Raw genomic sequence first — 3788 nt, 5'->3', positions numbered from 1 at the left:
GGGAGCGGGGACTGCTCGGCGTCGTGGAGCCCGCCCGCCGTGGGTGAAGGGCCGACCCTGACGACATCGAGGTTGCTTGCGCTTCCCCTGACGGTGTGGAACGCCGGCTTCGTGGCCGAGGAGCTGGGACCGGTGCTGGCGGGCGCGTGCCTGCACCAGGCGCAGGGGATCGCTGTCGACGTCGCCGATGATCCGACCGATGCGTTGCGGCGTGATCTGCGTCGCCGGGCCGGCGGAGGGCGCGGCGTGATGACCTGGACGGTGCGTGGTGAGGACTCGGTGGCCGTCGGTCTGCTGGCGGTGGACGCCGTCGACCGGCGGGCACTGGTGTCGGTGTCCATCGGGCGTCCCTACCGGCGCCGGGGGTACGCGACCGAGGCCCTGCGGGCGCTGGCCGGCTGGCTGGAGTTCCGCGGCCAGGTTGTCGTCGAGGCCCGGGTGCGTGTCGGTGACCGAACGGGTGAGCGCCTGGCCGTGGCGACCGCATTCGTGCCCGCGGACATCGTGCTGTCCGGTGGCTGGCGGGTCTGGTTCCGGCCGCCCCCTCCGTAACGTCACATCCACTGCGTCACATCCACTGCCTAACCACTTCCGTAATTCCACCGGATCTGTGACTTTAGGTAACCAGACTGGACCCGATGTTTACCCCGCTGCAGGATGCGGCACCATAGATGCGATGTCGCGAATAGGACGGTGTGAGCCAGCCGCCCAGTTCACGCGTCCGTGTCGGTTGGCCATCGGCGCGTGTCATGGATGGGGGACCGTACGGTTGGCGCGAAGGCGCCTGGGAGGTTCTCAGAGTGAGCGTGGAAACCCGGCGTGAAGTCGCACCCGTGGACAGTCCGGACGTGCCAGGCCTGATGCGGCCGCGTGGGTCTGAGGTCACATATGATCATTTGATCATTCCGCCGCACTGGCGCCGTTCGGACGAGACCGGGCCAGGAGCACACAACCCGCTGTTCCCGGATGATCCAGGGGCCGGTCCGTTTAACCCGCAGACCGGTCCCATCACAGGTGCGATGACCGGTCCCCTGCTGGTGGGCACGACCGCGCGCGCCTTCGCCAAGCTCGACGACCTGATCCGCCTCAACGTCGACGACCGCGCGGTCATCGACGCCCGTCGGGACGACGCCGAGCAGGCCCTACGGTCGATCTTTCCACCGCGCTGTGCGCTGCCGTTGGTCGGTGTGGCTACCATCGGTTCCGCGGGGCGCGACACGATGATCCGCCCGCTGGACGAGGTTGACATCTTCGTGGTGTTCAGCGCAGCGAACAGCGCCTGGAAGCGCTTCCGCTGGGACTCACGTGACCTGCTGCTCTGCGTTCGCAACGCGATCGGTGGCGAGCGCATCCAGACGATCGGCACGCGTGGCCAGGCCATGCGCATCGTCTACAACTCGGCGCCGGACGTCCATCTCGTGCCTGCCTTCGACCATCCACGGGCAGGCTACGTCATGCCCGACTGCGTCGGCGGCTGGCTGCCGACCCGGCCGGAGCGGCACGCGAGCTGGATGGCGGACGCCGGCCCACGGGTCGCCTCGGCGGTTCGGCTGCTCAAGGCGTGGAATCGGGTCTGCGGCAGCCATCTGCGTTCGTTCCACCTGGAGGCGCTCGCGGGCAAGGTTCTGATCAACCGCGGGCTGAACACTCGGCAGGCGCTGGCGGAGGTCTTCCGGCACGTCGAGAACAAGGGGTTCACCGCCTACGATCCGGCGGAGGTCGGCGGCGACCTGTCGACCTACCTGCAGGGGGACGACTGCGACGCGCTCGCGGAGTCGGTGCGGTTCGCGCGCGTCCACGCTGATGATGCTGTTGAGGCGGAGCAGGCGGGTCGGCACGAGGATGCCGTCAACCTGTGGCGGCAGGTTTTCGGGCCGGAGTTTCCGACCTTCGGGTAAGAACCCGTTTTAGCCCTGTTTCAGACCTGGCCGGCGGATGACAGGCGGTGCGATCATGGTTTTCTTCGCACCGCCGGCGGCCCCACAAGAACCTCGTTGCCGACGCTACCTACGCTACCGGGGGGATCGGTGCCGGCTGCCGGTCCCGGCGGCTCCGCAGGCAGCCTTGCCAGGCGGCTCGGCCACCAGATCTTCGGGCCGATGTCGAGCGCCAGTGCGGGCACGAGGATCGAGCGCACCACGAAGGTGTCGACCAGCACTCCGAACGCGACCAGAAAGCCCACCTCCGCGAGCTGCACCAGTGGCAGGATGAACAGTACCGAGAAGGTGGCCGCCAGCACGACTCCCGCCGAGGTGATGACGCCGCCGGTGACGGCCAGCCCGCGGCGCGCGCCTGCTCGGGGGCCGAGTCTCTCGGCTTCTTCCCGAACCCTGATCATCAGGAAGATGTTGTAGTCGATTCCCAGCGCCACCAGGAATATGAATCCCAGTAGCGGCAGGGACGGGTCGGCTCCGGCAAAGCCGAACAGCCAGTCATAGGCGAGTGCACTGGCGCCGAGCGCGGCGAGGAACGAGAGCACCACGGTTGCGATCAGGAGTAGTGGAGCGACCACCGCTCTCAGGAGCAACCCGAGAATCACGGCCAGGACTCCCAGGACCACCGGGATGATCACTTTCTGGTCGCGTACGGAGGCGGTGCGTACGTCCAGGTTCACCGCCGTGGTTCCGCCGACCAGCGCGTCCGCGGCAGGTATCGCGTGGACGGCACCCCGGAGCGTTTTGATCGTGTCGAAGGACGCCTGTGTGTCGGGCGGTTGTGCGAGAATAACGATGAACTGGACCAGGGTCGCTCCGCGGCCGGTTTCCCCGACAGCGGTGACCGCGGGATTCCTGCGAATGGTGGAAAGCACGTCGTCCGCGGCCGTGATATTGGCGATGACATATGTTGGCGCGGTCGCGCCGGCCGGGAAACTTCGCTGCACGAGTTCCTGACCCACCACGGAATCCACCGGTTTGGTGAATCCCTGGTCCCCGCGCAGGCTGGTGTTCAGGTGCAGGGTCGCGAACGCGAGCCCGGTAAGCATCAGGGTGGTCGCGATCCACACGAGGCGGGGCCGCGCGGCAATTCTGGCGCCGGCACGTGACCAGAAGCCGGATTCCTCGACGGTGCCCGCGCCGTAACCGGGGATGAACGGCCAGAACAGCCGCCGGCCGCACGCGACGAGTGCGGCCGGGAGAAGCGTCATCATCGTCACCAGCGCTGCGGCTATTCCGATGGCGCCCACCGGGCCGAGACCACGGTCGGAGTTGAGGTCGCCTAACAGCATGCACAGCAGGCCTGCGATGACGGTCGCGGCGGAGGCGACGATTGCCGGCCCGGCCCGCCGGATCGCGACCCGCATCGCCTCGTACACGCTTTCGTAGCGGGTCAGTTCTTCTCGGTATCGAGCGATGAGCAGGAGCGCATAGTCGGTGCCGGCGCCGAACACGAGCACCCGTAATATCCCGGCGCTCTGCCCATTGACGGTCAGGCCGCCGTACCTGGCTCCGAGGTAGGTCAGTGCGGTGGCCGCCTGGTCTGCGATGGCGACCGACAGCAGGGGCGCCAGCCACAGGAAAGGGCTGCGGTAGACGATCAGTAGAATGGCCGCGACGACCCCGGCGGTGACGAACAGCAATGTGGTGTCCACTCCGCTGAACACGTCATAGGAGTCGGTCAGCAGGCCGGCTGGTCCGGCCAGGCCGGTCTGAAGTCCGGACGGCGCCGCGTGACGCACGATCCGCCGGATCTCCTTGACGTCGTCGGTGAAATCCACGATGTCGGCCCGTTGCGCGAGGCTGATGCTCAGCAGCAACGCGTTGCCGCTGGGGGACGGGACGGGCCCGACG

3 protein-coding genes are annotated in these 3788 nt (G+C 67.7%); 2 read left to right on the top strand and 1 reads right to left on the bottom strand.

What is annotated here, in order from left to right:
* Nucleotides 1–39: 39 nt before the first annotated feature.
* Together U9977_RS17675 and U9977_RS17670 are read left to right on the top strand one after the other, a co-directional pair.
* Nucleotides 40–552, top strand: coding sequence for a GNAT family N-acetyltransferase (locus U9977_RS17675; protein ID WP_322768669.1), 513 nt, complete (start codon nucleotides 40–42; stop codon nucleotides 550–552).
* A 248-nt stretch (nucleotides 553–800) separates the two neighbouring features.
* Nucleotides 801–1898 carry a nucleotidyltransferase gene (locus U9977_RS17670; RefSeq protein WP_416210673.1) on the top strand — a complete coding sequence of 366 codons (1098 nt, stop codon included), beginning with the start codon at nucleotides 801–803 and terminating at the stop codon, nucleotides 1896–1898.
* A 53-nt stretch (nucleotides 1899–1951) separates the two neighbouring features.
* On the opposite strand, the gene U9977_RS17665 is transcribed toward U9977_RS17670, so the two are convergent.
* A partial coding sequence (locus U9977_RS17665; RefSeq protein ID WP_322750378.1) for an MMPL family transporter occupies nucleotides 1952–3788 on the bottom strand: 1837 nt, incomplete at its 5' end.

Origin of the sequence: Protofrankia sp. Cas8 (assembly GCF_963555845.1) — a bacterium.
Classification (GTDB): domain Bacteria; phylum Actinomycetota; class Actinomycetes; order Frankiales; family Frankiaceae; genus Protofrankia.
Note: the sequence above shows the minus strand (reverse complement) of the source record. Positions and strands in the feature narration are given on the sequence as shown.